Origin of the sequence: Streptomyces sp. Root1310 (assembly GCF_001426425.1) — a bacterium.
Lineage (GTDB): Bacteria > Actinomycetota > Actinomycetes > Streptomycetales > Streptomycetaceae > Streptomyces.
This window is the reverse complement of the sequence record NZ_LMEQ01000002.1, coordinates 30,919-55,410: the sequence shown is the minus strand read 5'-3', so window position 1 is coordinate 55,410 and position 24,492 is coordinate 30,919. Positions and strand designations below refer to the sequence as shown.

22 protein-coding genes are annotated in these 24,492 nt (G+C 72.0%); 10 read left to right on the top strand and 12 right to left on the bottom strand.

Features of this window, described 5'->3' with window-relative positions; genetic code table 11:
* Window positions 1–128: 128 nt before the first annotated feature.
* The 6 genes from pyrE to ASD48_RS43170 form a co-directional block, all read right to left on the bottom strand.
* A complete protein-coding gene (gene pyrE, locus ASD48_RS09925) occupies window positions 129–677 on the bottom strand; it encodes an orotate phosphoribosyltransferase (protein ID WP_020129189.1) in 549 nt (182 codons plus the stop codon).
* Window positions 678–713: 36 nt separating this feature from the next.
* The gene (locus ASD48_RS09920; RefSeq protein WP_057601144.1) at window positions 714–1,511 is read right to left on the bottom strand and encodes an aldose epimerase; all 798 of its coding nucleotides are present in this window, start codon (window positions 1,509–1,511) and stop codon (window positions 714–716) included.
* A 107-nt stretch (window positions 1,512–1,618) separates the two neighbouring features.
* Window positions 1,619–2,503 (bottom strand): SRPBCC domain-containing protein, encoded by an 885-nt coding sequence (locus ASD48_RS09915; protein ID WP_199875738.1) that lies wholly within the window; start codon window positions 2,501–2,503, stop codon window positions 1,619–1,621.
* Between the two features lie 97 nt (window positions 2,504–2,600).
* Window positions 2,601–4,256, bottom strand: coding sequence for a polyamine aminopropyltransferase (locus tag ASD48_RS09910; RefSeq protein WP_057601142.1), 1,656 nt, complete (start codon window positions 4,254–4,256; stop codon window positions 2,601–2,603).
* A gap of 96 nt (window positions 4,257–4,352) precedes the next feature.
* Window positions 4,353–4,907, bottom strand: a complete 555-nt coding sequence (locus tag ASD48_RS09905; RefSeq protein WP_057601141.1) for a DUF2617 family protein — start codon at window positions 4,905–4,907, stop codon at window positions 4,353–4,355.
* 408 nt (window positions 4,908–5,315) lie between these two features.
* Window positions 5,316–5,612, bottom strand: a complete 297-nt coding sequence (locus ASD48_RS43170) for a hypothetical protein (protein WP_057601140.1) — start codon at window positions 5,610–5,612, stop codon at window positions 5,316–5,318.
* Window positions 5,613–5,752: 140 nt separating this feature from the next.
* Between ASD48_RS43170 and ASD48_RS09895 the strand changes: the two genes are divergently transcribed.
* Window positions 5,753–6,949 carry a pyridoxal phosphate-dependent aminotransferase gene (locus tag ASD48_RS09895; RefSeq protein ID WP_057601139.1) on the top strand — a complete coding sequence of 399 codons (1,197 nt, stop codon included), beginning with the start codon at window positions 5,753–5,755 and terminating at the stop codon, window positions 6,947–6,949.
* 127 nt (window positions 6,950–7,076) lie between these two features.
* On the opposite strand, the gene ASD48_RS09890 is transcribed toward ASD48_RS09895, so the two are convergent.
* Window positions 7,077–7,631 (bottom strand): YbjN domain-containing protein, encoded by a 555-nt coding sequence (locus ASD48_RS09890; protein ID WP_057601138.1) that lies wholly within the window; start codon window positions 7,629–7,631, stop codon window positions 7,077–7,079.
* 214 nt (window positions 7,632–7,845) lie between these two features.
* On the opposite strand from ASD48_RS09890, the gene ASD48_RS09885 reads away from it, so the two are divergent.
* Window positions 7,846–8,289, top strand: coding sequence for a hypothetical protein (locus ASD48_RS09885; RefSeq protein WP_157880613.1), 444 nt, complete (start codon window positions 7,846–7,848; stop codon window positions 8,287–8,289).
* A gap of 20 nt (window positions 8,290–8,309) precedes the next feature.
* Here ASD48_RS09885 and clpB read toward each other — a convergent pair whose 3' ends face one another.
* Complete coding sequence (clpB, locus tag ASD48_RS09880) at window positions 8,310–10,916, bottom strand: ATP-dependent chaperone ClpB (protein ID WP_057601136.1); 2,607 nt, start codon at window positions 10,914–10,916, stop codon at window positions 8,310–8,312.
* A gap of 121 nt (window positions 10,917–11,037) precedes the next feature.
* Between clpB and ASD48_RS09875 the strand changes: the two genes are divergently transcribed.
* On the top strand, window positions 11,038–11,451 hold the full coding sequence (locus tag ASD48_RS09875; protein WP_057601135.1) for a TIGR03618 family F420-dependent PPOX class oxidoreductase: 414 nt from the start codon (window positions 11,038–11,040) through the stop codon (window positions 11,449–11,451).
* A 235-nt stretch (window positions 11,452–11,686) separates the two neighbouring features.
* Here ASD48_RS09875 and ASD48_RS09870 read toward each other — a convergent pair whose 3' ends face one another.
* A complete protein-coding gene (locus tag ASD48_RS09870) occupies window positions 11,687–12,022 on the bottom strand; it encodes a hypothetical protein (protein ID WP_054241900.1) in 336 nt (111 codons plus the stop codon).
* A 414-nt stretch (window positions 12,023–12,436) separates the two neighbouring features.
* Between ASD48_RS09870 and ASD48_RS09860 the strand changes: the two genes are divergently transcribed.
* Complete coding sequence (locus tag ASD48_RS09860; protein ID WP_079073700.1) at window positions 12,437–13,420, top strand: helix-turn-helix transcriptional regulator; 984 nt, start codon at window positions 12,437–12,439, stop codon at window positions 13,418–13,420.
* A gap of 190 nt (window positions 13,421–13,610) precedes the next feature.
* Window positions 13,611–14,669: a LuxR C-terminal-related transcriptional regulator gene (locus ASD48_RS09855; RefSeq protein WP_057601133.1), complete on the top strand. Its 1,059-nt coding sequence runs from the start codon at window positions 13,611–13,613 to the stop codon at window positions 14,667–14,669.
* On the opposite strand, the gene ASD48_RS09850 is transcribed toward ASD48_RS09855, so the two are convergent.
* Window positions 14,566–15,672, bottom strand: coding sequence for a helix-turn-helix transcriptional regulator (locus tag ASD48_RS09850; protein WP_057601132.1), 1,107 nt, complete (start codon window positions 15,670–15,672; stop codon window positions 14,566–14,568). The two genes, ASD48_RS09855 and ASD48_RS09850, sit on opposite strands and share 104 nt — an antisense overlap.
* Window positions 15,673–16,081: 409 nt before the next feature.
* On the opposite strand from ASD48_RS09850, the gene ASD48_RS09845 reads away from it, so the two are divergent.
* The 3 genes from ASD48_RS09845 to ASD48_RS09835 are packed head-to-tail and all read left to right on the top strand — an operon-like array spanning window position 16,082 to window position 19,421.
* On the top strand, window positions 16,082–17,629 hold the full coding sequence (locus ASD48_RS09845) for a circularly permuted type 2 ATP-grasp protein (protein WP_057601131.1): 1,548 nt from the start codon (window positions 16,082–16,084) through the stop codon (window positions 17,627–17,629).
* Window positions 17,626–18,558 (top strand): alpha-E domain-containing protein, encoded by a 933-nt coding sequence (locus ASD48_RS09840; RefSeq protein ID WP_057601130.1) that lies wholly within the window; start codon window positions 17,626–17,628, stop codon window positions 18,556–18,558. Before ASD48_RS09845 ends, ASD48_RS09840 begins: the two co-directional genes overlap by 4 nt.
* A gap of 5 nt (window positions 18,559–18,563) precedes the next feature.
* Window positions 18,564–19,421 carry a transglutaminase family protein gene (locus tag ASD48_RS09835; protein WP_057601375.1) on the top strand — a complete coding sequence of 286 codons (858 nt, stop codon included), beginning with the start codon at window positions 18,564–18,566 and terminating at the stop codon, window positions 19,419–19,421.
* 215 nt (window positions 19,422–19,636) lie between these two features.
* Here the strand turns inward: ASD48_RS09835 and ASD48_RS09830 are convergent, their stop codons facing one another.
* Window positions 19,637–20,746 (bottom strand): substrate-binding domain-containing protein, encoded by a 1,110-nt coding sequence (locus ASD48_RS09830; RefSeq protein ID WP_057601129.1) that lies wholly within the window; start codon window positions 20,744–20,746, stop codon window positions 19,637–19,639.
* Window positions 20,747–21,038: 292 nt separating this feature from the next.
* Here ASD48_RS09830 and ASD48_RS45940 point away from each other — a divergent pair, with 292 nt between their 5' ends.
* Window positions 21,039–21,164, top strand: a complete 126-nt coding sequence (locus ASD48_RS45940) for a hypothetical protein (RefSeq protein ID WP_282438182.1) — start codon at window positions 21,039–21,041, stop codon at window positions 21,162–21,164.
* Window positions 21,165–21,321: 157 nt separating this feature from the next.
* Entirely contained in the window at window positions 21,322–22,599 is a 1,278-nt protein-coding gene (locus ASD48_RS09825; protein ID WP_057601128.1) for a hypothetical protein, read from the top strand.
* A 147-nt stretch (window positions 22,600–22,746) separates the two neighbouring features.
* Here the strand turns inward: ASD48_RS09825 and ASD48_RS09820 are convergent, their stop codons facing one another.
* Window positions 22,747–24,477: a type IV secretory system conjugative DNA transfer family protein gene (locus tag ASD48_RS09820; RefSeq protein WP_057601127.1), complete on the bottom strand. Its 1,731-nt coding sequence runs from the start codon at window positions 24,475–24,477 to the stop codon at window positions 22,747–22,749.
* Between the last annotated feature and the right edge of the window lie 15 nt (window positions 24,478–24,492).

Here is a 24,492-nt window from a genome sequence, read left to right as displayed (position 1 = left end):
CGATCTGCGTACTACGGCCCTGACCTAGACCTGGGGTGCGACGTCATCGTCGGCCCCATCTTTCCAGACCTGGGCGAATGGTCCATGCCTGGTCCACACCCCGGTCAAGTGCAGGTCAATACGGCCCGTCAGTCCAGACCCAGTTCATCCTTCGAGAAGGCGAACAGGTACGGCACGCCCGCGCCCTCGCGGATCTTCTCGTCGGCGCCGGTCGCCCGGTCCACGATCGTCGCCACGGCCACGACCTCGGCGCCCGCCTCACGGACGGCCTCCACCGCGGCGAGCGGCGAGCCGCCCGTGGTGGAGGTGTCCTCGACGACCAGGACGCGCCGGCCCTTGATCTCCGGGCCCTCGACCCGCCGCTGGAGCCCGTGCGCCTTCGCCGCCTTGCGGACGACGAAGGCGTCCAGCTTCTTCCCGCGCGCGGCGGCCGCGTGCAGCATGGCGCCGGCCACCGGGTCGGCACCCATGGTCAGACCGCCCACCGCGTCGAAGTCGAGCTCGGCGGTCAGGTCGAGCAGCACCTGCCCGACCAGCGGAGCGGCCTCCCCGTCGAGGGTGATGCGGCGGAGGTCGATGTAGTAGTCCGCCTCCAGACCCGACGACAGGGTCACCTTGCCGTGCACCACGGCCTTGTCCTTGATCTGCTGCAGCAGCGCGCCACGTACGTCCGTCATGCCGCCCAGCTTAAGGGCGAAGCCAGGAGGCCGAACTCAGAGCCGGGTCCAGTGCCAGGTGGTGGTGGCCTCCAGCGGATCCAGGGGCGTGACCAGGCGCGGAAGCGTGTTCAGGCCGTCGGGCGGCCCGGTCTGCGGCTCCACGCACACGGCCGCCTCCTGCTCGTCGTAGACGACGACCCACTCCTCGGGGCTGGTCACCTTCAGCTCCAGCCGGCCGGGCCAGGTGAGGCCGACGGCGACCCCGCCGGGCATGCCGAAGCAGTCGTCCCAGGGGCCGGGCTTCGGCTCGATCCGGTTGCCGGTCGGCAGATGGTCCTCGCCGCGCTCCTCCTGCCACGCGGGCTCGAAGGAGACCCGCACGTCCTGGTCGTCCGGGCCGCCGAGGTTGCGGTTGAACCAGGGGTGCCAGCCGATCTGCGCCGGGAAGGACGAGCCGTGCGTCTCCACGGCCGTCGCGAGGGTCAGGGTGTCCTCGGTCAGCGTGACCACCTGGGTGACCCGGCCGGGGTAGGGCCAGGGTTCCACCAGGTCGTACGTCAGGACGGCCTCGTCGGCGGTCCGCCGCGCCACCTTCCAGGCACCGTCGCGGACGGTGCCGTGGATGGCATTGGGCGCGGCGTTGAGCGGCATCTGGCGGACGGTTCCGCCGTCCCGGAAGCGACCGTCGCGGATCCTGCCGCACCAGGGGACCATCGGGAAGCACCCGAAGCGCTCTCCCTGGCGCAGCAGTTCGAGGCCGCCGACGCGCAGCCCACCGACCCGGCCGCCGTTGTGCGGCTGCACGGTCACCTCCGCGTCGCCCGCGGTCAGCGTGATGTCTTCGTCACTCACGGGACGACCCTACTGGGGCGGTCGGACCGGTGCGGTGGCGGACCGGCCGAGACGCAGGGCCGGACACCGGCCCGCCCGCACGGCCGCTCGCGTGGCCGGGTCGGCCCTCAGCCGCGTCGGCGCAGCGCCCTGCCCACCACGATCGCCGACGCCACCACCAGTGCGGCCGCCGGCGCCGCCCACCGCAGCGTGCTGTTCGGTACGACCGTCTGCGGGGCCGGGACCGGCGCGTAGCGCCCGCGTGGCGGGGCGTGGTCCACCTCCTCGGCGCTGCGCCCGATCATCGTCCGGCGCGCGTGCGCGGCCTCGGCGGGCGGCTCTCCGGGGCCGGCGAGGTCCTCTAGCCCGGCGGGCGACACCTCGGCCTCGAAGACGGCCCCCGGGACCGGTGATTCGTCGACGTCGTCGAGCTCATCGACGTCGTCGAGCTCATCGCTGTCGCCGCCCGCGTCACCCGCGTCACCGTGATCGACGGCGTCGTCCACGGCATCCGCATGCACGGCGTCCACCGCCTCTGCCACCTGTGTCGCCTGTGTCGTTTCGGCCGTTTCGGCCGTTTCGGCCGTTTCGGCCGTTTCCGAGGCGAGGTTCGCCGCGAAGCGGTTCAGCAGCCGGGTGACCGCCGAGTCCACCGCCTCCGACGGCAGTTCCGTGATCCGGCCGTCCGCCGAGGCCGTCCCCTCGAAGCGGAGCGTCGTGCCCGCTTCCGTCTCCCGCAGCCACAGCGTGAGGTTCGGCTTCACCACCCCGCTGCCGCGCACCTCGGTCGCGTCGCCCTCCACGGCGTACGCACCGTCCTCGCGCGGGGAGACCCGCAGGGCACCCCGGTACGTGATGGTGTGCCCGCCGACCCGCACCTTCAGCCGTCCCGCGACGGGCTCGGTGCCCGCGTCCTGCTGGAGCCCGGGGACCGCCCGGGCCACCTGCGCCGGATCTGCGAGAGCCGCCCTCAACCGCTCGGCCGGAACCGGAACGAACACCTCTTGCTCCATGACATCGGAGCCTACCCAGCAGGTACCGGAAAGCACCCGGCGAAACCGGGATTCGGCTCCGCCGGGCTCCGGCCGGTGATAGGCCCCCGCCACCCGGTCAGTACCGCGGATGCACCAGCGTCGAGGGCCGCAGGCCCGTCACCCGGGTCGCCTCCGCCGCCCGCGCGTCCGCCGTCAGGTCCGCCTGGGTCAGGGTGCGCGGCGACACGTGCCGGTCGAGGCGCAGCGGCGGGCGGGTGTCGGCGGTGGCCAGGACGAAGCCCCAGTCGCGGGGGGCCCGTGACTCGCCGGCGGTGTCGGGGCGCGCGGTGCGGCCGGCATCGCGGCCGGGGTCGCGGCCGTCCACGCGGTAGGGGGCGGTGTGCAGGCCCGCCGCGCGCATCGTCGCCTCGACCGTCCAGAACGCGCGCGGCCGGCCGGTGACCGGGCCGGCGTGCACGACGAGGCGGCCGCCCGGGGCGAGGGCGCGGCGGGCGAGGCCGTAGAACTCCTGGGAGTAGAGCTTCGTGCTCGCCGTCATGCCCGGGTCGGGCAGATCGGCGACGACCACGTCGTACGTCGCCGGAGGGGCCCCGCGCAGCCAGTGGAAGGCCTCCCCTCTGGCGACGTGGACGCGCGGGTCGCCGAAGACGTGGTCGTTGAGCCGGGACAGGCCGGGGTCGGTGCGCGCCAGCCGGACCAGGCCGGGGTCGAGTGCGACGACGTCGGTGCGGCGCACGCCGGGGTGGCCCAGGACCTCGCGGGCGGCCAGGCCGTCGCCGCCGCCGAGGATCAGCACCCGTGCGTGGGGTCCGCTCATCGCGGGTCGCACCAGGGCCTCGTGATACCGCCGCTCGTCGTGACCGGCGAAGCGGAGCCGGCCGTCCAGGTAGAGGTCGAGGGACCGGCCGTCGGTGCCGCCGGTGAGGACGATCTCCTGGACGCCCGTCCGTACCGCCACGCGCACGTCGTCGCCGTACACCGCCTGCCGGGCCGCCCGTTCGAAGTCGTCGACGAGGACGGCGGCGGAGGCGAGGACACCGAGGACGGTGATGTTGGCGACGAGCAGCAGACAGCGGGCCCGGCAGGTGAGGTCGCGCCGGAAGAGGCCCAGGACCAGGGCGGCGCCGGCCACGACGTTGACCCCGCCGGTCAGCAGGGAGCTGGTCAGCTGGCCCAGGAAGGGCAGCAGCAGGAACGGGAAGGCGAGGCCGCCCACCAGCGCGCCCACGTAGTCCGCGGCGAACAGGTCGGCCACCGCGCCGCCCGCGTCCTGGCGGCGGATGCGCTGGATGAGCTCCATGAGGAGGGGCACCTCGGCGCCGATGAGCACACCGATGGCGAGCGAGAACGCGACGAGGAGCACGCGGGGCCCGTAGGCCCACCCGCCGCCCCAGTCGCCGGTCCAGGCGAACACCGCGTAGAGCGCCATGGCACTGCACCCGCCGACCAGCGCGAGGGTCGTCTCCAGGGCCCCGAAGCCGGCCGCGGCGAACCGGCGGAGCCGTTTGGCGGCGAGGGAGCCGATGCCCATCGCGAAGACCATGACGGACAGCACGACCGATGCCTGGGTGACGGAGTCACCCATCAAGTACGAGGCGAGTGCGACGAGTTCGAGTTCGTAGACGAGACCGCAGGCCGCGCAGACGAAGACGCACGCGAGGACCAGGAACCGCCCGGTGGCCGGCCGGACGGGGAGCCGCGCGGGCCCCGGCGGGGGCGGCTCCCGGTCCGGCCGGACACCGGGCGGGGCCGGCGCGTGCGGTTCGATCACGACTGCGACGTTACGTTACGGCATGGTGGCCCTTCGTCACCCACACGTGTGGAATCCGATGCCCTTCGCGCAACGGACGTTTGAGCCGTCGGCGCTTCAGGCTCCCTGGGCGGAGGCGCTCACGGACAGGCCGGGATCGCCCGACCGCGCCCGGACACCCACCCTCGTCCTGGTCGCCACCAGCTGCCCGTCCTGCGGGTAGGCGTGCCAGGTGCGCCAGTGCACCTGGCCGTCGCTGCGGTGGGCGAGCAGGGCGGTGAAGGCGTGCGGGCTGCCGGGGAAGACACCGGCGAGGCCGTGCGGGTGCTCGGAGACGAGGGCCAGGAGTTCCTGGGCGCGGCCCGCGAACTGGCCAGGCGAGAGCTCCTCGACGCGCGCCGCGAACTCGTACTCCCAGTCGCCGACCCTCTTGGCGACGCCCAGCGGGAGCGGGGTGCTGCTGCCGGGGATGCAGGCGACCGTCTCGGAACAACTGCCCTGCTCCTCCTCCAGCAGCACCTGGTGCGATGCGCCGAGCAGTCTCAGCTGCAACCTGGCGGCGGACAGTTCCAGGTCGAGTGTGGCGAGGGCGGGCAGCGGCTCTCGCCCCAGGGCCCAGGCGAGATCGGCCGCGCGCGTGTCGGAGTAGGAGGTGTTCAGGGTCGTGAGCATGGATCGGCTCCGCGGAGACGCAAAGAGAGGAGGGGGCAGGTCGGCGCACCCCGGTCGAAGCCGGGAGAACGGCCCCGGTCGGCCCGGTCCGGAAGGTCGTCCGCACGGGACGTCCGAAGGGGTCCGAGGGGCTGCGTTGGTCGTTTAGAGGGAATCATGAACTGTGGTGGCTCCACAGCGTTTTTACCCAACTTCGTAGGGTTTCCATCCCTCGGGGGGTCCACAGCTCAATTGTTCAACTATGGCGTACCCCGGGCGGCCCAGGCGTGCATCCGCGCGCCCCACATGAAAGGGGCGACCGCGGGTAGACGATGCGGCCGCCCTGATGGTGCGACCGCGGAGCCCGTGGTCGGATCGGGCCCCGCGGTCCGGATGCGGCTCCCCCACGGGGAGCTCAGCTGCCCCGTGTCAGCTGCCTCCGCCGCATCCGCCGCCTCCGCCGCCTCCGCCGCAGGACGATCCGCCGCCCCCGCAGGACGACCCTCCGCCGCAGGAGTGGCCTCCGTGGTGACCGCCGCCGGAGCCGCCGTCTCCCCCGCCGGCCCACCAGCTGCCACCGCCGCCACCGGCCGAGCTGCCGCCGGCGCCGTACCGGCGCGAACGGCCGCCGCGGTACGACCCCGCGGCGCCGCGCCTGCCGGCGTTGGCCACCAGGGCCACCACGAGCACGATTCCGATCACCGCCAGGATGATGCCGAAGACCATGGCGCCACCCTCCTTCCGTGTCCCCCGAAGCGGCCCCCCGTGGGCGCCTCGCGTGGCGTCCGAGCGCCACGTGCACGGGGGATGCCCGCCCGTCTCATCTGCCAAAGCAGAGTTGAGGAACTCCAGAGCTTCGGCGCAGGATGACCGGCATGACCTCCACCGCGCGCCCCTTCCTCAACCGTCGCCTCGCCGAGTTCGGGACGACGATCTTCGCCGAGATGTCCGCCCTGGCCGCGGCGACCGGCGCGATCAACCTGGGGCAGGGTTTCCCCGACACCGACGGCCCCGAGGAGGTCCGTGAGGCGGCCGTGCGGGCGCTGCGGGACGGGCGCGGCAACCAGTACCCGCCGGGCCCCGGCGTCCCCGAACTGCGCACGGCGATCGCCGACCACCAGCGCCGCCGCTACGGCCTCTCCTTCGATCCGGACACCGAGGTCCTGGTCACCGCGGGCGCCACGGAGGCCATCGCCGCCACCCTGCTCGCGCTGCTGGAGCCGGGCGACGAGGTCGTCGCCCTGGAGCCGTACTACGACTCCTACGCGGCCTGCATCGCGATGGCGGGCGCCACGCGGGTGCCGGTGACCCTGCGCCCGGACCCCGAGCAGGCCCGGTTCCGCCTCGACCTGGACGAGCTGCGCGACGCGGTCACCGGGCGCACCCGGCTGCTGCTGATCAACACCCCGCACAACCCGACCGGCACGGTCCTGACCCGCGACGAGCTGACCGCGATCGCCGAGCTGGCGGTGGAGCGGGACCTGCTCGTCGTGACGGACGAGGTGTACGAGCACCTGGTGTTCGACGAGGCCGAGCACGTGCCGCTGGCGACGCTGCCCGGGATGCGGGAGCGGACGGTCACCATCGGGTCGAGCGGCAAGACCTTCTCGTTCACCGGCTGGAAGGTCGGCTGGGTCACGGCGTCGCCCGGGCTGGTCACGGCGGTGCGCTCGGCGAAGCAGTTCCTGACGTATGTGTCGTCGGGCCCGTTCCAGTACGCGGTCGCCGAGGCGCTGAGCCTGCCCGACGGCTACTTCGACGACTTCCGCGCGGACATGCGGGTCAAGCGCGACCTGCTGGCCGCGGGACTGGCGGACGCGGGCTTCGCGGTCTTCCGGCCGGCCGGCACCTACTTCGTCACCACCGACATCCGCCCCCTCGGCGAGTCCGACGGCTTCGCGTTCTGCCGCTCGCTGCCCGAGCGGGCCGGCGTGGTGGCCATCCCGAACGCCGTCTTCTACGACCACCGCGAGGAGGGCGCGCCGTTCGTACGGTTCGCGTTCTGCAAGCGGGTGAGCGTGCTGGAGGAGGCGGCCACCAGGCTGAAGGCGCTGGCGGGCTGACGGCGCCCGCCGGGCGGGAGCGGAACGCGCGGGATCGGGACGCACGGAAACGGGGCGCACGGAAGCGGGCGCCCGTCCACAGGCTGTGGACGGGCGCCCGTTCGGCGCTCTCAGGCAGGGTGGGGACCTAGTTGTCGCCCTCGGCGCCCTCGGCGCCGTCTTCGGGCTTCGCGTCGGCGTCGTTGACCGCCGACTCCAGGCCCAGCTGCTCCACGAGCCACTTGTCGAACTCGATCGCCGCCCGCACCCAGCTCACCGTCGAGGAGACGAAGAGCTCGATGTTCACACCGGCGCCGATCAGCAGCTGCGCCTCGCCGATGAGCCGGACGGTGCCGTCGTCGTGGGTGTGGGTGTAGACCTTCGGCCACAGGGTGCGGCGGTTCCAGTCGTCGATCGACTCGAGCAGCGCCACCTTGTCGTCGATCTTGTGGGGCCGGTCGTAGAACGTCCGCACCGAGTAGACCGCCTGGTCACCCTCGCCGCGGAACATGAAGTACGTACGGAACTCCTCCCACGGCGCCGCGAGGTCACCCTCGTCGTCGACGACGTACTTCAGCTCCATCTGGTCGAGGAGCTGCTTCACGAGATCCTGATCCGGGACGACGGGGCCCGCCGGTCCACCCTGGGGCTGCGGCTCCTGCTGGCCCCCGAAGTTCGGAATCGAGGACGGGTCGATGCTCACCGTGATTTTCCCTTCGTACGGATCCCGCCATCCTCCCCCATGCGGGGAGGGGGGTGGCAAGCCCAGCACGGGCCTGTCAGCCCTGAGCTGACATGATCCGGCCTGTTGCGCGAAGGGGCGGTGACAGGTGGAGGGGAATCGCATGGCGAACGGGCGAAGCGAGGCCGGAGCGTTTCCGGGACCGGGGCCACGGGGCCGGACCAGGTGGGGTGTGGTGGCCGCGGTCCTGGCCCTGCCGGTGCTGCTGGTGGCCGGCCTGCTGGTGCTGGCGCTCGTCTGGGTGCTGACCGACGACGAGGAGCAGGACGGGACCCGGTTGAAGAAGGTGCCCTGCGCCGAGGCGCTGGCGTTCGGCGGAGCCGAGCTGCCGGTGGGCGCCCAGGACGCCGCGTGCACGGTGCAGTCCTGGCTGGACACGAACTACCAGGCCGATTTCCGGATGCCGCGCGCGGGCTTCGACGCCTGGCTGGCCGACACCTATCCGGAGGCGCCCGAGCCGGGCGGCCCGGGGACCCAGGCCTGTGCGCACGGCTCGGACTACTGCTTCCAGCTCGACGTCACCGACCGCCCCGGGACGGACGCCTACTACGTCAACGTGACCATCACGCGGGTGAACGCCGAGACCGTACGGGTGCGGTACTCGGCGTTCACGACGTGAGGTGAGCCGGGACGGGGGCGTTACAGCGTCTTGCCCGACCCCGCCGTCACCGGGCCCACGATCAGGCCCTCGCCGAAGGTGTCCACCCGGACCGTGTCGCCGTCCTTGATCTCGCCGGCCAGGATCTCCTTGGCGAGCCGGTCGCCGATGGCCGTCTGGACCAGGCGGCGCAGCGGGCGGGCGCCGTACGCGGGGTCGTTGCCCTCGTCGGCGAGCCAGGCCAGGGCCGCGTCGGTGACCTCCAGGGTGAGGCGGCGGTCGGCGAGCCGCTTGGCCAGGCGGTCGATCTGGAGGCGGGCGATCCGCTCCAGCTCCTCCTTGTTCAGGGCCGAGAAGACGACCAGGTCGTCGAGCCGGTTCAGGAACTCCGGCTTGAACGAGGCCCTCACCACCTCCAGGACCTGCTCCTTCTTCTCCGCCTCGGTGGTCACCGGGTCGACCAGGTACTGGCTGCCCAGGTTCGACGTCAGCACCAGGATGGCGTTGCGGAAGTCGACCGTGCGGCCCTGGCCGTCGGTCAGCCGGCCGTCGTCCAGGACCTGGAGCAGGACGTCGAAGACCTCCGGGTGCGCCTTCTCGACCTCGTCCAGCAGGACCACGCTGTACGGGCGCCTGCGCACCGCCTCGGTGAGCTGGCCGCCCTCCTCGTAGCCGATGTATCCGGGGGGCGCGCCGACCAGGCGGGCGACGCTGTGCTTCTCGCCGTACTCCGACATGTCGATGCGGATCATGGCCCGCTCGTCGTCGAAGAGGAAGTCGGCCAGGGCCTTGGCCAGCTCGGTCTTGCCGACGCCGGTCGGGCCGAGGAAGACGAATGAGCCGGTGGGGCGGTCGGGGTCGGCGATACCGGCGCGGGAGCGGCGTACCGCGTCGGAGACCGCCTGTACAGCCTCCGTCTGGCCGATGAGGCGGCGGCCGAGCTCCTCCTCCATGCGCAGCAGCTTCTGCGTCTCGCCCTCCAGGAGGCGGCCCGCGGGGATGCCGGTCCAGGCGGCGACGACGTCGGCGATGTCGTCCGAGCCGACCTCGTCCTTGACCATGGTGTCCTTCGCGGCCTCCTCCTCGGCCTCGGAGGCGGCCTCCAGGTCGCGCTCCAGGGTCGGGATCTCGCCGTACAGCAGCTTGCTGGCGGTGTCGAAGTCGCCGTCACGCTGGGCGCGCTCGGCCTGGCCGCGCAGGTCGTCGAGCTTCTCCTTCAGCGCGCCGACCCGGTTGAGGGACTGCTTCTCCTTCTCCCAGCGGGCGGTGAGCAGGCGCAGCTCCTCCTCCCGGTCGGCGAGGTCGCGGCGCAGCTTCTCCAGCCGCTCGCGGGAGGCGGCGTCCGTCTCCTTGCTGAGCGCCAGCTCCTCCATCTTCAGCCGGTCCACGGACCGCTGGAGCTCGTCGATCTCGAGGGGCGAGGAGTCGATCTCCATGCGCAGGCGGGAGGCCGCCTCGTCGACCAGGTCGATGGCCTTGTCGGGGAGGAAGCGGGAGGTGATGTACCGGTCGGAGAGGGTCGCGGCGGCGACCAGGGCCGCGTCCGCGATCTGCACCTTGTGGTGGGCCTCGTAGCGGCCCTTGAGACCGCGCAGGATCGCGATGGTGTCCTCGACCGACGGCTCCGCCACCAGCACCTGCTGGAAGCGGCGCTCCAGCGCCGGGTCCTTCTCGATCCGCTCGCGGTACTCGTCGAGCGTCGTCGCGCCGACCATACGCAGCTCACCGCGCGCGAGCATCGGCTTGAGCATGTTCCCGGCGTCCATCGCGGAGTCGCCGCCGGCGCCCGCGCCGACGACCGTGTGCAGCTCGTCGATGAAGGTGATGATCTGCCCGTCGGAGTTCTTGATCTCGGCGAGGACGGTCTTCAGCCGCTCCTCGAACTCGCCCCGGTACTTGGCGCCCGCGACCATGGCGCCGAGGTCGAGCGCGACGAGCCGCTTGTTCCGGAGGGACTCGGGCACGTCACCCTTGACGATCCGCTGGGCGAGCCCCTCGACGACGGCGGTCTTGCCGACGCCGGGCTCGCCGATGAGGACGGGGTTGTTCTTCGTGCGCCGGGAGAGCACCTGCACGACGCGCCGGATCTCATGGTCCCGCCCGATGACCGGGTCGAGCTTGCCCTCGCGGGCGGCGGCGGTGAAGTCCGTCCCGAACTTCTCCAGGGCCTTGTACTGCCCCTCGGGGTCGGCGCTGGTCACCCGGCGCCCGCCGCGGGACTTCTGGAAGGCCTCCTGGAGCTTCTTCGGGGTCGCTCCCTGCCGGGCCAGCACGTCACCGGCCGCTCCGCCCTTGGCGGCGATGCCGAGGAGCAGGTGCTCGGTCGACAGGTACTCGTCCCCCAGGTCGCGGGCGCGGCTCTGCGCGTCGGCGATGACGGCGAGCAGCTCGCGGTTGGGCTGCGGGGGCGCGACGGTGGACCCGGTCACGCTGGGCAGCGCGCCGAGCACCTTCTCGGTCCCGGCCCGCACGGCCGCCTGGTCCGCGTCGACGGCGGCGAGGAGGTCGACGATGTTGTCGTTCTCCTGCCCCTGGAGCAGAGCGAGCAGCAGATGGGCGGGGATGAGGTCGGCGTGTCCCTGGGACACGGCCGTGTTACTGGCCGCGTTGATCGCGTCCCGGCTCCGGTTGGTCAGCTCGGCGTCCACGTTCGCTTTCTCCTCCTGGCGTCAGCAGTCTCCCGTGTCTGACTCAGTCAGCGTACACAAAGTTGAGTCTATTCCGCTCAAGGTGCGCGCGGGAGTCCGGGAACGGGTTAGGTTCCGGACCATGGCCGCATATCCCCAGGACCCGGGTTCCCCGGACGCGCCGTATCTCGCCTTCTGGCGCGAACGGCACCTGTGCACACTGACCACATCACGTCCGGACGGGAGTCCGCACGTGGTTCCGGTCGGAGTGACATACGAACCCGAGGCCCGGCTCGCTCGGGTCATCGCCGACCGGCGCAGCACGAAGGTCGGCAACGTCCTGGCGGCGGGCCCGGCCGGCGCCCGGGTCGCGGTGTGCCAGGTGGACGGCCGGCGCTGGGCGACCCTGGAGGGCAGGGCCTGCGTGCGGGAGGAACCGGACCGGGTCGCGGAGGCGGAGCGCCGGTACGCCGAGCGCTACGGGCGCACGCCGAGCCCGAACCCCTCGCGCGTGGTGATCGAGATCGAGCTGACCCGGGCGATGGGGCGCGGCTGACCCGGACGATGCGGCCGCCCCGGGGGGCGGGGCGCGGCCGACGCGGGGACGAGGCGAGGCCGACGCGGGGGAGGCGGATGACCAGATCCGTCCCCGTCGTTTTTCGGCCAACGCTCAAGCGGGTGCATGTACGGAAATGTCTCCGCAAATTACAGCGGCGTCACCGTGTTCAGGTCACGGTGACGCCGCTGCGGGGGGAAGCACCTGAGCGATCTGTTACGACGGGGGAATCGCGTCAGGCACTGCGGGGGGTGGCTGAGATGGTCTTCAGGGGCGGGGTCTCGGGCTCCACGAGCCTGTGGTCCCGCTGGTCCAGGTTCACAAAGATCATTCCGTAACGAATGGCGCACCGCACGGGCTGCGGTGCCCCCCGGGGCTTGCGCAGGCACCGGTAGGCCCGTACGTCCTCGTCCTCGTCGCGCGTCACGACCACCGGCTCGCCGAACACGGTCACCATCAACGAGTCACCACTGTGGGGGATGGCGGTGACCAGGTCGATGAAGTGCCAGCCGGAGCGGTAGGCGGTGGCCATTTCGCGGCGGAAGGAGCGGTCGTCGGGTGGAGTGGTCATGACTCGGCGACCCACGTACTGTCGCCGGGAGCGACCCATGTGCTGTCGCCGGGAGCGACCCACGTGCTGTCACCCGGCACGTCTGCCGCCGTGATCACCCACGTGCTGTCACTGGGCGCGACCCACGTACTGTCCGCGGGCGCCGCGACGGTCTCGGTACCCGTGCTCCAGGTACTGTCGCGCGCCGTGTCACCCGTCGTTCCCGCAAGGCCACTCAGCGCCCCGAAGGCCAAGGCGGCGGAGAAGGCGGCGGCAAGCGCCGAGCGAAGCATTCTCTTATGCATAGTCGGCTTCGTCCTCATTTGAAGGTCACCTCTCCCCCGTCCACTACGACGATGGCCCATTCGGGCACGTCATGGCCACACAATCGATGCATCATGTTCCTGCACGTTCAGGACCCTGGGGGGTGGAGATTTGACGAAAAATGAGACAAAGCAGACACATCCTCATGCGTCGACTGAGCTGTGCGAGGAAGGTCGCCGTCTCTATGGGAACGCTCTTCGGACGGGCCGCATAGCCCGTGCGGACGTGGAGCCTGCTCCGTGTTTGATGGAGTTCGCCCTGCTTCACGCGGACCCCGACGACGCGAACTGGCTACGTCCGGTGCCCCCGTCGATCGCCCTGTCCCAGCTGCTCAACCCGATCGAGCGCGAGATCACCCAGCGCAGACGGCTGTCGGTCGAACTCGCCGACGCATTCGAGCCGTTCATGACCCTCAGCGCCCAGCCGACGCCGACCACACACTCGATCACGGTGCTGGAGGGCATCGACCGGATCAACGCGGCACTCGATCTGGCCACCTCGCAGTGCCAGACCGAGATGCTCACCGTCCAGCCGAGCCGCCGGCGCCTCGAACACACCCTCGTCCAGGGCCTCGAGCGCGACAGACCGCTGATCGAACGCGGCTGCCGGATCCGGACCCTCTACCAGCACACGGCCCGGTACAGCCCCGAGACGCTGGCCTACGTCTCCCAGTTCACCGACGGCAAGGTGGAGTACCGCACCATCGACGAACTCGTGGAGCGGCTGATCATCTGCGACGAGACCGTCGCCTTCATCCCGACCCGGGACGACGGACAGGTCGCCCTCGAGCTCCGGCACCCCGGACTCGTCCGCTACCTGATCAAGGTCTTCGAGTTCATGTGGGGCCGTGCGGTCCCGCTGGCCACCGGTGCCCCCTACGAGACCGCCCCCGACGGCATCACGGACATCCAGCACTCCATCGCCAAGCTTCTCGTCGAGGGGCATGTCGACGAGGCCATAGCCCGCCGTCTGGGCATGAACGTACGCACCTGCCGAGCCCACATCGCGAAACTCGCCACGGCCCTGGGCAGCGGCAGCCGTGCCCAACTCGGCTTCCTCATAGCCCAGTCGGGGATCCTCAAACAGGAACCCTGACCGCGCGGGGGGCCGGAACCGAGAACCGGGCCCGGCACGCCCGCGCCGGCCGGGCCCGCGCGCCTCCCGGCCGCGCACCTCCCGGCCGCCCGCAGTCCGCAGTCCGCAGTCCGCAGTCCGCAGTCCGCAGTCCGCAGTCCGCAGTCCATCGTCCGCCGTCCGCCGTCCTCGAACAGGAGCGAGATTCGCAGTGAACGCGCCGCCGCACGCCCACCACGGCGTGGAGAACCTGTGCGCCGCCGGCACCAACCTCTACGAGGCGGCCCTGCGCGACGGACGGGTCAAGACCGAGGAGGCCGAGACGGCGGCCCCCTGTCTGCTGTCCTTCGGCCTGCTGCACCCGGTCGTGGACGACCCGGACCAGCTCGAACCCGTCTCCCCCGCGCTGGCCCTGCACCGGCTGCTGCGCGCCTCGGGCACCCGCATCGCCGACGAACGGCGCCGCGAGGAACGACTGGCGACCCTCTTCGAACCCCTGATGCGGATCACCGGCAGCCGCACCGCCGCCGCCGACCCCGCCTCCCTGCGGCTCCTCAGCGGCACGGAACAGATCAACGGGGCCATCACCGAGGCCACGGCCGAGGCGACGGACGAACTGCTCTGCATCCAGCCCAACGTCCACTACAGCGGGCCGCGCGGCGAGACGGCCCAGACCGTGGCCATGGCCCGCGACCAGGCCCTGCTCGACCGGGGCTGCCGCATCCGCACCCTCTACCAGCACACCCAGCGCCACCAGCCCCTCGTGCTGGCCCGCTACGAGCAGTTGCGGGGCGACGTGGCGGCCCGGACCCTCGACGAGGTCACCGACCGCCTGATCGTCATCGACGGCAAGGTCGCCTTCATCCCGGCCGGCGAGGACGGCCGACTCGCCCTGGAGGTGCGCCACCCCGCCCTCCTCACGTACTTCACCATCACCTTCGACCGCCTCTGGCGGCTGGCCACCCCGATGTACCCGCAGGCGGTGCACCGCCCGTCCCTCAACGGCGTCACCCCCCGGCAGCAGGCCATCGCCGCCCTCCTCGTCGAAGGGCACACCGACGCCGTCATCGCCGACCGCCTCGGCATGAACATCCGGACCGCACGCGTCCACATCGCCAAACTCGCCACCACCCTGGGCAGCGAGAGCCGCGCCCAACTCGGCTATCTCATCGGGCAGTCGGGGATCCTTGACCGGGTACGGAACCCGAACCGGGCGCCGGAGCAGGAGCAGCGGCCGGGTCCGGACCGGCTCCCGGCACCGGAAGACTGACCGGCGGCGGCTCCGCCTCCCCGGACGGCCGGTCGAGGCCGACCTGCGCGATCCGCACCCCCAACTGGGTCCGGCTGGCCGCGCCCAGGGTCTCCGAGAGCCGGGCGATGTGCGCACGGCAGGTGCGGACACTGATGCCCAGACGCTCGGCGATCACCGCGTCCTGGTGCCCCTCCGCCAGCAGCGCGGCGATGGACTGCTCCCGGTGGGAGATGCCCTCGATCCGGGTCTCGGGCAGGGGCGCGGTGAGCGGGATCGCCAGCCGCCACAGCCGCTCGAAGACCGTCACCAGGTAGGAGACCAGGGCCGGGTGGCGCAGCTCCAGGGCCATCGTGCGGTCGGTGTTCGCCGGGATGAACGCGACCGTGCGGTCGAAGAGGATCAGCCGGTCGATGACCTCGTCCAGCGTGCGGGCCTCCACCGCGTCGCCCATCAGCTCCAGGTAGGTCAGCAGGCCCTGGCCGTGCCGGGCGACGTGGTTGTAGATGTCCCGCATGCGCACGCCCCGGCCGCGCAGCTCCAGCGCCCGGTGCAGGCCCTCCGACAGTTCGTGCTCACGCCGGATGCCGCCGGGCTGCACGGTGAGGACCTCGGTCGTGCACGCCTCGGTCGCCGCGTCCAGGGCGGCCTGGATGCGGGAGGCGCCGTCCAGGACCCGGATCGCCGAGCCCTCGCCGGCCGTCCCGCCCCGCGCGGGACCGCCCAGGCCCGCGTACCACTCGAAGGCGGCGACCGCCGAGCCCATCCGGCGTCCGCTCGCGCTCACCTCGTCGTACAGACCGCGCAGCAGCCGGGTCATGACCTCCTGCGGGGAGGTCGGCACCAGCCAGTCCATGTCGTCGGGGTCCGGGTGCAGCAGGGCGAGTTCCAGCAGGCACGGGACCGGCTCGGCGTCGGTCCGCGCCACCCGACCGCGCCGCACGGCCCGGGAATACACGCGATCCCCGGCCTCGCACAGTCGGTCGGCACCGTGTGGATGCTCCTCCGTCCCGTGCCCGGCCATCGCCCATCCCACCCCCGCCGTACGCCTCTTCCGGAGCGCAACTATGCGCGGCCTGGACCAGCTCCGCAACACGGCTGCCCCGGCCGACGCCTGGGAAAACCACCGGTCTGTTCCTGTTTCTCCCGGCCTCCTCCCCTCGCACTGCAACAAGCTGACGGTGGTGCGGGGCGCTCGCGGCAAGGCATGGTGGATTCCGCTTGCCCCCGGGTGCTCCCCACTCGGGGGAGGGCAGAGCCAACCCGGCCGGACCACGGGGGAGTCCGGCCGGGCTCAGGCCCCGGGCCACCACACCCGTGATGCCCCGCGGCCCCACAGCCCCGCCGAGCACCCAGGCACCCGTGCACCACCCGAGCACTCCCGGAAATGCCGGAGTGATCGCCGTGTTACGTCCCCCACTTAACGTCGGCCCATGGCGGACATATTTGACGCGTACGCGCTGGTCGACGCGTGGGACGAGATGTTCGAGCGGCCGGGTGAGGTCAGGACCGCCTACGAGCCGGTACTGGCGGCGCTCCAGCCGATCGAACCGGGTGAACTGCGCTTCAGGGCCGACCAGATGGCCCGCGCCTTCACCGACCGCGGAGTGACCTACGCCTTCGCGGGCGAGGAACGGCCCTGGCCGCTGGACCTGGTGCCCAGGATCCTCGACGCGCTGGAGTGGGATTTCGTACAAAGAGGGGTCGCCCAGCGGGTCAGAGCCCTGGAGGCCTATCTCGCCGACGCCTACGGGCCCTGCCGCGCCTTCGAGGACGGCGTCGTCCCCTGGCGGCTGCTGCTGGGCTCCCCGCACTTCCACCGCGCCGCCCACGGCGTCGAGCCACCCGGCGGGGTACGCATCCACGTGGCCGGCATCGACCTCGTCCGGGACGAGGCGGGGGACTTCCGGGTGCTCGAGGACAACGTACGGGTCCCCAGCGGGGTGTCGTACGTCATCGAGAACCGGCGGGCGATGACCCGGGTGTTCCCCTCGCTCTTCGACGGGCAGCACGTCGTGCCGGTGGACGGCTATCCCGCGCGGCTGCTCGCCGCCCTGCGGGCCGCCGCGCCCGAGGGGACCGCGGACCCGCGGGTCGTCGTCCTCACCCCCGGCCCCAGCAACGCCGCCTACTTCGAACACGCCCTGCTGGCACGGCTGATGGGCGTGCAACTGGTCGAGGGACACGACCTGGTGTGCCGCAACCACCGGGTGTGGATGCGCACCACCAAGGGCGAGGTGCCGGTCCATGTCGTCTACCGGCGGCTCGACGACGACTTCCTCGACCCGCTCCACTTCCGCCCCGACTCGGTGATCGGCTGCCCGGGCGTCATGACCGCGGCCCTGGCCGGAAAGGTGACGCTCGCCAACGCCGTCGGCAACGGCATCGCGGACGACAAGCTGCTGTACACGTACGTCCCGGACCTCATCCGGTACTACCTCGGCGAGGAACCGGTCCTCCCCAACGTGGAGTCGTACCGCCCCGACGAACCCGGGCAGCTCGACGCCGTCCTCGACCAGCTGGACCAGCTGGTGATCAAGCCCGTCGACGGCGCCGGCGGGCAGGGCATCGTCATCGGCCCCAAGGCCGACGCCACCACCCTGGCGAAGACGCGGAAGGCCGTCGCCGCCGACCCGCGCGGCTTCATCGCCCAGCGGCCGGTGGCCCTGTCCACCTCCCCCACCCTCGCGGGCGAACGCATGGCACCGCGCCACATCGACCTGCGGCCGTTCGCCGTCAACGACGGCACCGACGTCTGGGTGCTGCCCGGCGGACTGACGCGGGTGGCCCTGCAGGAGGGCAACCTGATCGTCAACTCCAGCCAGGGCGGCGGCTCCAAGGACACCTGGGTGCTCGCCGAGGGCCCGGCGGACGGCCCGGCCGCCCTGCCGGCCGGCGACGCGCCCCCGGCCGTCGCACCCCGCCAGCTGGGCCCGGACGGGGTCCCCACCGCCGTACCGGAAGGGGCGCAGCAGCAGTGAACGACGTGATCCTCTCCCGCATAGCGGAAGCACTGACCTGGACCGGCCGCTACGTCGAGCGGGCCGACGCCACCGCGCGGATCCTCGACGCCTACCTCCACCGCATGCTGGAGGACCCCTGGCGGGACGAGGACGCCGCCTGCCGGTCGCTGTACGCGATCCTCGGCGTCGACGCGGGCCCCGACACCGTCGACATGCGGCAGGTCCTGGACCAGCTGGCCTTCGACTCCCGCTCCACCTGCGCCATCGAGGGCGCGCTGGGCGCCGCCCGGCTGAACGCGCGCAGCGCCCGCGAGGCCGTCTCCTCGGCGATGTGGGAGTGCCTGAACGCCACCTGGCACGCCCTCGCCGACCAGCGCCGCGCGGCCTCCCGTACGGGCCCCTACGGCTATCTGGAGCTCGTCCGCAGCCGTGCCGCGCTCTTCTTCGGGCTCGCCGACTCCACGATGAGCCGCGACGACAGCTGGCGGTTCGTCGTCCTGGGCCGGAGCCTGGAGCGGGTGGACATGACCGTACGGCTGCTGTCGGTGCGCGTCCTGGACGCCGCCCACGCGCCCGACTGGCCGACCCTGCTGAGCGCCTCGGGCGCCGACGAGGCGTACGCGCGCGTGTACGGCGGTTTCGGCGACACCCCGAGAGTGGCCGAATTCCTGCTCCTGGACCGGGACTTCCCGCGTTCGGCACTGCACGCGCTGACGACGGCCGAGGAGTGCCTGAGCGCGCTCGGCCGTCCCCGGCAGGACCCGGCCCGCCGTCCCATCGGCCGGCTGCGCACCCGCCTGGAATACCTCGACTCGCCCGCCCTGGAGGAACAACTACCGCTGCTTCTCGGCGACTTGCAGACGGCCTGTATGGCGTCGGCGGAGGCGGTGGCGGAGCGCTTCTACCCGTACCAGGGGCCCGTCGTGTGGGCCCAGGAAGGAGCGTGAGCACGATGACCACCGCGGCGACCACCCGCAGGCTCCGCATCCGGCACACGACCCGTGTCTCCTACACGCAGGCCGCCGTCCTCTCGCACAACGAGGTTCGGATGACTCCCCTCACCCTGCCGGGCCAGACGACGCTGGACTCCCGGGTGACCGTGCGCCCCGCGGCCACCACCTGGTCGTACTGGGACTACTGGGGGACCCAGGTCACCGCCTTCGAGCTGATGGACCCGCACGCGGACCTCACCATCACGGCGTCCAGTCTGGTGGAGACGGCCCCGCCGGACGCGCTGCCGGCGGCCCCGGGATGGCCGGAGATCGCCGCCCGCACGGCCGGCTCCCGGCTGCTGGAGTTCGCCGGCCCCACGGCCCGTACGACGGTCCCGCCGAAGCTGGTGAAGAAGGCGCGGAAGGCGGCCATGGGCCTTGACCCGCACGGGACGGCGGTGGCGGTGTCGGCGATGGTCGCCGATCAGGTGTCCTACCTGCCCGGCGTCACCGGCGTGAACACCTCGGCCGCCGAGGCCTGGGACCAGGGCGCCGGGGTCTGCCAGGACATCGCCCACGTCACGATCGCGCTGCTGCGCGGCCTGGGCCTGCCCACCCGGTACGTCTCCGGCTACCTGCACCCCGAGCGGGACGCGGAGCTGCACCGTCCGGTGGCCGGGCAGAGCCACGCCTGGGTCGAGTACTGGGCCGGTGACTGGCACGGCTACGACCCGACGAACCGGACCCGGCCCGACGAGTCCCACGTGGTGGTCGGGCGGGGCCGCGACTACGACGACGTCACCCCCCACAAGGGCATCTACCGGGGTGTCGCCGGCGGACCGCCGGAGGTGACGGTGGAGTTCACCCGGGTGGCGTGAGCGGCGGCGCGGGAGGACGCGGACCGGGCGGGCGGCGGGCCCGCGCCGGGCCGGACCGGTGCGCGGCCCACCGGGCGGACGGCTGCGGGCCGGACGGGCGGGTGCGCGGCCCACCGGGCGGGCGGCTGCGGGCCGGCCGGGCGGGTGCGCGGCCCACCGGGCGGGCGGCTGCGGGCCGGGCGGGTGTTCGGTCCGCCCGGCGTCCGGGGCTCGGCTCAGAGCAGGTCGAGGGCCTGGCAGGCGGCCTTGTACTTGGCGGTGCAGATCTCGGAGACCTTGTAGATGCCGTCGGCGACGATGGTCGACTTGATGTTGCTCTTCGTCAGCGCGACCACGGTCACCAGCTTGGCCGGGATGTCCTTGGTGGTCGGGCTGTCGACCCGGTCGCGGGTGAGCGCGTCGAACTGGATGTCGCGGCCCTGGACCTTGGCGACGGCGGCCTGGGCGGCGGCCTCCGCCTCGCCGGGGTACGGCTTGTAGACGCTCATGAACTGCTCGCCGCTGATGATGCGCTGCACGGCCGCCAGCTCCGCGTCCTGGCCGGTGATCGGGGGCAGGTCACCGTCGTTGAGGCCCGCGGCCTTCAGGGCCTTGATGATGCCGCCGGCCATGGCGTCGTTGGCGGAGTAGACACCGGCGATGTTGGACACGCCCAGCGACTCGATCGCCTTCGTCATGTTGGCCTCGGCGACCTCGGGGCTCCACTTGTCGGTGTCGTACGACTTCGCCACCGTGACCCGGCCGCTGAGCTCGCTGAGCGCACCCGCCTTGAACTGACCGGCGTTCGGGTCGGTGGGCGAGCCGTTCACCATGACGATCTTGTCGCTGGCCTTGACGCCGGGGATGGCCTCCACGAGGGTGCGGCCCTGCACCTCGCCGACGAGCTCGTTGTCGAAGGAGACGTACCCGTCGATCGGCCCCTGGGCCAGGCGGTCGTAGGCGATGACGGGGATGTTCGCGTCCTTGGCCTTCTGCACCATCGGCGCGATCAACTTCGAGTCGACGGCGTCCAGCAGGATGACGTCGACCTTCTCGTCGATCATCTTCTGCATCTGGGTGAGCTGCGTCTTGGCTTCACCGGCGGCGTTCGCGTACTCCGTCTTGCCCTTGTTCTCGGTGAGCTCGGCGACCTTCTTCTTGATGATGGGGTAGTCGAAGTCCGCGTACCGGGTGTTGGTCTCCTCCGGCATCAGCACGCCCACCGTGACGTCGTTGCTCCGGGTCGGTGTCGCGCTGCTGCTGTCCTCCGAAGCCCCCAGCATTCCGCACCCGGCGAGCGACAGGGACATCGTGGAGGCGACCACAGCTATGGCGATACGACGCATTCGGGGGCTCACTTCAGGTGCGTTCGGTGCGATTCCGGACACATGGGTGTGACATGTAGACCCAGGTGTCTGAAAAGACAACGCGGCGGCGGCCGTCGGCGTCAAGCGGAACTACTTAACGAAGTAGCAACATCACACTCCGCTTAACAGGTGAAGACACATGGAGAGCACGCGGAGACGTTGAAAAGACCTGGGCGGAGAACCCGCCGACGCGTGGGCAAAAAGGCGCACAACCAAGGCCGTTCCGCACAAGTCACGATCACGACAGCCTTCCTTCCGACCCGGGGAACGCATGGATCCCGCCAGACCCGCGACGACCGCCGCCCCGGCCACGACCGCCGCCCTTCTCACCACCGCCGTCACCGCCCCGGCCCTGACCAGTGGAATTGTCGCTTCCGCCGCTGTTGCGAAGTGGTGACGGAGCGACGATTGATCACCTGTGAGATCCGGGTGAAGATGAGCGCACCGCGAGCCGCCGGGGGGACGAGCAGGACCGGCGGGCGGTCACTCTTCCGGTTCCCTCGCCGCCGTGGTCACGGCGTGCGCTTGCCGTTCGATTCCTTGGGGGATTCATCATGTCCGCTGGTTCCGTCGCCGCCCGCCGCATCCGCACCGTGGCCGCGACCGCCGTCGTCACCGCGGTGGCCGGCGCCGCTCTCGTCCCGGCCACCGCGGTCGCCGCCGACAAGGCGGGCGACCACGCGCTGAAGATGACGCTGGGCGCGCCCGCCCCCACCGGCCCGCTCAAGCGCGGCGGGGCGACGGAGTCGATGATCCTCACGGTCGCCAACTCCTCCGACCGGGCACAGGACTTCTCGGCCTGGCTGCCGGGCACGCCGGACGGTCCGAGCCCGGTTCTGAAGGACTCCATCGTCTTCGACGTGACCGCGGTCGACGCGCCCGCGACCAAGTCGGCCGTCGGCCGCCAGGACGGTTCCTTCCAGGGGCTGTTCTTCCCGGCCACCGGGAACGCGGCGTCCACCTTCTCCATCCCGGCGAAGACCGAGTACACCTGGAAGGTCACGGTCGGCCTCGGCGCCTCCTACCCCACCAACGACGGTGACTTCACCCTCACCGCCGGGCGGCTGATCGGCGACACCGACGACGACCCGTCCCGCAACACCCAGGTCTTCAAGACCGACCCGGCGATCACGCCCGGCAAGCTCAACGTGGCGTGGGAGCAGAAGACGGGCGCCGTCGCGCGACCCGGCCGGCGTGCCGAGCTGGTGCTGAACGCCACGGCCACCGGCCCCGGCGAGTTCCCCGCCGAACTGCAGCGCACCGTGTCGGCCCAGCAGTTCCGTGAGGGCGCGGGCCACCCCGACTTCGTCCTGGAGGCCGAGGTCGGCGGCAAGATCGTCAAGCTGGAGGAGTCCAACGACAGCGAGTGGGAACTCCCCGCCATATCCAAGGGCTTCGGCTCCTCCAAGGGCACCGAGAGCATCAAGCTGTACCTCTCCCTGGGTGAGAAGAGCGACATCAAGAAGGACACCTTCGTCCCGCTGGAGGCGCTGTTCTCCATGGCCGACTCCTGGGGCTTCAACGGCGCCCGGACCCAGGTGAAGGCCGGCCCCGCCCTGGTCACCCCGCCGAGCGGTACGCCGTCCGCGACGCCGTCGGCGTCGGCCTCTCCCTCTGCCTCGGCCCCGGCCTCTCCGTCGGCGTCCGCGTCCGGCTCCGCGGCCACCACCACGGGCGGCACGACCGGCGGCACCACGACCACCACGGGTTCGCTCGCCGCCACCGGTTCGGGCGGCGGCGTCCTGTACGGCGCCCTCGCGGCCGCCCTGCTGGCCGTCGGCGGTGCGGCGGCCTGGTTCGGCACTCGCCGTCGGCGTTCCGCGCGCGTCTGATCCCGGCGGACGGCGACGGAGGACGGACGAGGCCGACGGACGACGACGGACGGGGGAGGGGCCCGGAGGCAGTCGCCTCCGGGCCCCTCCCCCGTCCTGTCCGCTGTCCTGTCCCTGCCCTGTCCTGTCCTCGGTGCCGCCGTCGGCTCAGCGCGCCCCGGGGTCGTACTTCTTCAGCGAGGCCTGGACCTCGGCGGCATACGCGCCCTCCCACCAGGGGACCGTCTCGACCAGCACCGGCTTGGTGCCGGAGGCGAGGACGAGGGCCCGGCCGGGCGGCATCGCGCCGAGGTCGGATACCTGCAGGACGCGTTCGCGGCGCGTGGACTCGCTGATCGCACGGTTGCCGGACCAGCCGCCGAACTCCGACTCACGGCTGATCTGGTACTCACGCAGGTCGTACTCGCCGGCCAGCTCGCTCAGGTCGCCCAGGAAGCGGGTGTCCGAGACGCCACCGCCGTAGACGCGCACGTTCGCGGCGGACCACAGCTTCTCCATGCCGCGCTCGCCCCACACCTCGATGCCCTGCGCCCAGGACTGGAGGATCGTCATCAGGATGATCCCGCGCGAGCCGTAGTGCGAGTACAGGTCGGGCAGCGTCCGCCAGCGGCACACGTTGGCCGCCTCGTCGAGGACGCCGACGAGCGGCAGCGGGAGACGGCCGCCGCGCTGGGTCGTGGCGTACTCCTCGGCCGCCTCGACGACGGCCACGGTCAGCGCGGTCACCAGCGGCCCGGCGGAGTCGCGCCCCTCCCGGCTCAGCGAGTACAGGGTGCCGCCGGTGCGGACGAACGCGTGCGGGTCGAACTCGCCCGCGTACTCGTCGGACGGGGGCGTGACCCACCGGTTGACCTCGGGATTGACCAGGCAGGACGCCATCTGCTGGGCGACACCGTAGATGCCGCTGCGCTGCTTGTCGGGGGCGTTGATCACGCCGGCCAGCCCGTCCGCGGACATGGCGTGCCCGGCGCCGCGCAGGATCCGCTCCGGGGCGTCGTCCTTGGGGTTGGACAGCCAGGTGTAGATCTGGGTGATCGGCGCCTTGGCGCAGGCGGCGGCCAGCAGCAGGTTGGCGAGCAGGTCCTGGCCGGCCGGGTCGAAGAAGGCGTCGGTGGAGGCGTTGGCGTCGCGCGAGCCGCTGGCGAAGTGGTCGGCCATCTTGCGGGCCTTGGCCACGTCGGTGACGTACGACAGCGGGTTCCACCACCAGCTCGGCTCCTCCTGCGCGACCTGCTGCGGGTCGAACACCCACACCGGGCCGCGCGCGGTCCGCGGACCCCGGGTCGCGTCCACGATGTCGCGCTTGTTGGAGGTGACGAGGACGGCGCCGGGTCCGTCCAGGATGGCGGGGATGGCGCGCCGGGTCGTCTTGCCGGTCCGCGGGCCCCAGATGTCGACGTGCATGTCCTCGTACGACCCGAACAGCGGCTGACGCCCCTTGACGGACCGTCCGATGAACACGCCGGGCGTGCTCGCCTGCACCCCGAGGCGCTCGGCGGTGGCGGCCGCGCCCTTCATCGTGAGCTTGCCGAGCTCCTCGCCCTTCGCGAGATGCCGGGCGGCGCCGTCCACCTTGGGCTTGTTCCTGAACCGCTCCCGCACCCGGTAGGCGGCCAGGCCGAGGATCCCGACCACCACCGCCTCACCGGCCGCGACGGCACTGGCCGCCGAGCCCGGCCAGCTGTAGTCGCCCTTGATCACCTCGACGAGGAACGTCAGCGGGTTGGCCGGCGGCGCCGGAGCGTCGGCGTACCCGGCCCCGACCTTCGCGGCCAGCCAGGCACCGGCACCGACGAGGAGCACGACCGCCACGGCGATGACGATCTCGAAGGTCCAGTCGTCCTCGGCGCGGGGTTTCTTCTGCTGGTTTGCGGTCACCCGCGGGTCCGTCCT

Bases quoted from the DNA above. Each gene is read 5' to 3' on its own strand.
- pyrE (WP_020129189.1), bottom strand. From the start codon at position 677: ATGACGGACGTACGTGGCGCGCTGCTGCAGCAGATCAAGGACAAGGCC.
- ASD48_RS09915 (WP_199875738.1), bottom strand. From the start codon at position 2,503: ATGGAGCAAGAGGTGTTCGTTCCGGTTCCGGCCGAGCGGTTGAGGGCG.
- ASD48_RS09905 (WP_057601141.1), bottom strand. From the start codon at position 4,907: ATGCTCACGACCCTGAACACCTCCTACTCCGACACGCGCGCGGCCGAT.
- ASD48_RS43170 (WP_057601140.1), bottom strand. From the start codon at position 5,612: ATGGTCTTCGGCATCATCCTGGCGGTGATCGGAATCGTGCTCGTGGTG.
- ASD48_RS09895 (WP_057601139.1), top strand. From the start codon at position 5,753: ATGACCGGCATGACCTCCACCGCGCGCCCCTTCCTCAACCGTCGCCTC.
- ASD48_RS09875 (WP_057601135.1), top strand. From the start codon at position 11,038: ATGGCCGCATATCCCCAGGACCCGGGTTCCCCGGACGCGCCGTATCTC.
- ASD48_RS09870 (WP_054241900.1), bottom strand. From the start codon at position 12,022: ATGACCACTCCACCCGACGACCGCTCCTTCCGCCGCGAAATGGCCACC.
- ASD48_RS09850 (WP_057601132.1), bottom strand. From the start codon at position 15,672: ATGGCCGGGCACGGGACGGAGGAGCATCCACACGGTGCCGACCGACTG.
- ASD48_RS09845 (WP_057601131.1), top strand. From the start codon at position 16,082: ATGGCGGACATATTTGACGCGTACGCGCTGGTCGACGCGTGGGACGAG.
- ASD48_RS09835 (WP_057601375.1), top strand. From the start codon at position 18,564: ATGACCACCGCGGCGACCACCCGCAGGCTCCGCATCCGGCACACGACC.
- ASD48_RS09830 (WP_057601129.1), bottom strand. From the start codon at position 20,746: ATGCGTCGTATCGCCATAGCTGTGGTCGCCTCCACGATGTCCCTGTCG.
- ASD48_RS45940 (WP_282438182.1), top strand. From the start codon at position 21,039: ATGGATCCCGCCAGACCCGCGACGACCGCCGCCCCGGCCACGACCGCC.
- ASD48_RS09825 (WP_057601128.1), top strand. From the start codon at position 21,322: ATGTCCGCTGGTTCCGTCGCCGCCCGCCGCATCCGCACCGTGGCCGCG.